At 56.0% G+C, this 3210-nt stretch carries 3 protein-coding genes and 1 pseudogene; all 4 read right to left on the reverse strand.

Annotation, left to right across the window (positions count from 1 at the left end; all coding sequences use genetic code 11):
- Positions 1 to 1181, reverse strand: a 1181-nt coding sequence (locus ABWP27_RS12630) for a glutamate-5-semialdehyde dehydrogenase (protein ID WP_353157428.1), incomplete at its 3' end; no start/stop codon positions are given.
- A 144-nt stretch (positions 1182 to 1325) separates the two neighbouring features.
- Positions 1326 to 2342: a DNA polymerase III subunit delta gene (gene holA / locus ABWP27_RS12635; RefSeq protein WP_353157431.1), complete on the reverse strand. Its 1017-nt coding sequence runs from the start codon at positions 2340 to 2342 to the stop codon at positions 1326 to 1328.
- A gap of 15 nt (positions 2343 to 2357) precedes the next feature.
- The gene (locus tag ABWP27_RS12640) at positions 2358 to 2882 is read right to left on the reverse strand and encodes an LPS-assembly lipoprotein LptE (protein ID WP_353157434.1); all 525 of its coding nucleotides are present in this window, start codon (positions 2880 to 2882) and stop codon (positions 2358 to 2360) included.
- A gap of 58 nt (positions 2883 to 2940) precedes the next feature.
- A pseudogene (gene leuS / locus ABWP27_RS12645) lies at positions 2941 to 3210 on the reverse strand (leucine--tRNA ligase); the annotation flags it as partial.

Genomic DNA, 3210 nt, shown 5'->3' on the forward strand with positions numbered 1-3210 from the left:
TTGTCGTTCGAGATGCCGATTTCCGCACCCAAACCATATTCAAAACCGTCTGCAAAGCGCGTCGATGCATTGATCATCACTGAAGCCGAATCGACTTCGCGCAGGAAACGCATTGCCCGTGTGTAATCTTCGGTGACGATGGAGTCGGTGTGCTTGGATGAATACGTGTTGATGTGGTCAATGGCTTCATCCATGTCGGCGACGATCTTGACGGACAGGATCGCGTCCAGATATTCGGTGCTCCAGTCTTCCGCACTGGCTGCGGCCAGGTGCGCATAACCTTGCAGAATGGCGCGTGCTTCGTCGTCGCCGCGCAATTCCACATCCTTGGTCGCATACAGTTTGGCCAGTGCAGGCAGGATGCTCGGTGCAATTGCACGCGCCACCAGCAGAGTTTCCATTGTGTTGCAGGTGCCGTAGCGATGGCATTTTGCATTGAATGAAATATCCAGTGCCTTGGCAGGATCTGCCTTGTCGTCGATATACACATGGCAGATGCCATCCAGATGCTTGATCATCGGCACCTTGGATTCCTTCATCAGGCGTTCGATCAGGCCTTTGCCGCCGCGCGGCACGATCACATCGACGTATTCCGGCATCGTGATCAGTTCGCCGACGGCAGCGCGATCGGTGGTTTCGACTATCTGTACCGCATCGGCTGGCAAGCCGGCGCCGGCCAGGCCTTCACTGACCAGTTTCGCGAGCGCCTGATTGCAATGGATCGCTTCCGAACCGCCGCGCAAGATTGTTGCGTTGCCGCTCTTGATGCACAAGCCTGCCGCGTCTACCGTTACATTGGGCCGTGCTTCGTAAATGATGCCGATTACACCCAGCGGTACGCGCATCTGGCCAACCTGAATGCCGGTCGGGCGATATTTCATGTTCGATATTTCACCGATAGGATCGGGCAGGGAGACGATCTGCTCCAGGCCTTCGGCCATGGTGGCGATTGCCTTGTCGGACAGCGTGAGGCGATCCAGCATGGCCGGTGCCAGACCGTTGGTGCGTGCAGCATCCAGATCTTTTTGATTGGCGACACGCAGTATTTCCGCATCGCGCCGGATTGCCGCCGCGATCAGCGATAAAGCCTGATTCTTGGCAGCCGTATCGGCTTTGGCCATCGCACGCGATGCTTTGCGGGCGCGCTGACCGACTTCTTTCATGTATTGCTTGATGTCCATTTTGCTCAGGAATGATGGGTACTACGATTGATCAATGAATAAAACCTGAAACTGTGAAACGAATTCTGTGCGGCATGTTGCCGTCTGGTTTGCAACATCTATATGGTCGCATGATGTGCGATCGCAAGTGCTGTTGCCGTTCTGCTAGCCGCGTGCGATCTTCAATCCCAGCTGCAGCATCGCATCCCAGGCATCGCCGGAAAACTTCTTGGCGCGCAAACCTTTCACCATCTTATCGATTTGTGCGGCTTCCTGCAGCGCGCTTTCCAGCGTAGCCAGTTTCAAACGGCGCAAAGCCGGTTCGATCAGGCGTTCACGCGGGCCCCAGATGCGATGTTCTTTCGTCAACTGGCTCAAAGGGCGGCCTTGCGCCATGCCGGATTTCAATTTCAGCAAGGTGCGGATTTCTTCAGCCACCGCCCACAACACCAGCGGCAACGCTTCGCCTTCGCCCTGCAAACCTTCCAGCATGCGTACCAGGCGGGCGGTGTCGCCGCTCAGCATCGCTTCGTTCAGCTTGAAGACATCGTAGCGTGCCACATTCAGCACTGCATCGTGTACCTGCTCGAAATTCAGCGGGCCTGCCGGATACAGCAGTGCGAGCTTCTGGATTTCCTGATGTGCGGCGAGCAGATTGCCCTCGACCCGTTCGGCAATGAAATCCAGACAGGCGCGATCGGCGCTTTGTCCTTGCGCTGCCAGCCGTACGCCCAACCATGCCGGCAATTGCGCGCGTTCGACCAGTGGAATATCGATGAACACGCTGGCTTGCTGCAGGCTCGCAACCCAGGCTGCTTTTTGCGTCGCCCAATCCAGTTTCGGCAAGGTGATCAGCGTGACGTTATCCGGGCTGAGTGAGGCGGCATAATCCTGCAAGGCCTTGCCGCCGTCCTTGCCCGGCTTGCCGGTCGGGATGCGCAGTTCTATCAACTTTTTGTCGCCGAACAGTGATTGCGACTGATTGGCGGCCAGCAGTTCGCCCCATTTGAAACTGCGATCGACCACCAGCACTTCGCGTTCGGAAAAACCTTGCGCGCGCGCTGTCTGGCGTATCTTGTCGGCCGCTTCCAGTGCCAGCAGATGTTCGTCGCTCGTGATGACATACAAGCCGGCCAGCGGCTTGGTCAAATGCGTGGCGAGAGCATCAATGCGCAGTTGCATAAATATGGCTTTGCATTATTTTGCGGTTGCGCTGTCCACCGGCTTGATGGCTGCGATGCGACGCAGGATCTGTTGCACCAGATCCGATTGCATGTCGCGATACAGCATGGCTTCTTCGGCTTCTTTTGCCAGCACCTGGTTTTCGTTATAGCTAAGATCGCGCTTGAGCGAGATCTGCGTCAACGGCATCAGTTCGATATTCTTGTTGTCGCGCACGCGTATGGTCACGCGGTAATACAGCACGTATTCACGCACACGGCCCTGGCTGTTCAGGGACAGAATGACTTTTTCGCGAGTTTCATTCGTGAGGTCGAGGATGGCTTCCGCCTCTTCTGGGCGTTCCTTGATTTCCAGTTCGCCGCTGCCGCGTATATAACGGCGCAATTCGTTACCCAGCGTCGATGTTTCCGGGACGGCGATATACATCGATTTGAAGGGCAGATCGTTGCCGAGGATAGTCCCGCGCAGTTTGAAGCCGCATGCGGACAGCATGACGGTGGAAGCCAGCGCGATACAGAGAAGACGGCGATTTTTTTGCATGGATAATCCTGCCTCTATGAATACTTCAACCCGATACTGTGGACTTTAACGCCATCGATCATGCAACGATGTTGACCAGTTTCCCCGGCACCACGATGATTTTCTTCGGTGTGCCTTCGATGAATTTCTGTACGGCTTCGTTCGCCAGCGCAGCTGCTTCTATCGTGGCCTTGTCGGCATCCTTGGCGATGACGATGCTGCCACGCAGTTTGCCGTTCACCTGAATCATCATTTCGATTTCAGCCTGTTCCAGCGCGCTGGCATCGACTTGCGGCCACGCTGCATCGAGTATATCGCCATGCACTTTGGCAAAACCGAGTTCCTGCCA

Origin of the sequence: Herminiimonas fonticola, assembly GCF_040395855.1 — a bacterium.
GTDB lineage: Bacteria > Pseudomonadota > Gammaproteobacteria > Burkholderiales > Burkholderiaceae_D > Oxalicibacterium > Oxalicibacterium fonticola_A.

Bases quoted from the DNA above. Each gene is read 5' to 3' on its own strand.
- holA (WP_353157431.1), bottom strand. From the start codon at position 2,342: ATGCAACTGCGCATTGATGCTCTCGCCACGCATTTGACCAAGCCGCTG.
- ABWP27_RS12640 (WP_353157434.1), bottom strand. From the start codon at position 2,882: ATGCAAAAAAATCGCCGTCTTCTCTGTATCGCGCTGGCTTCCACCGTC.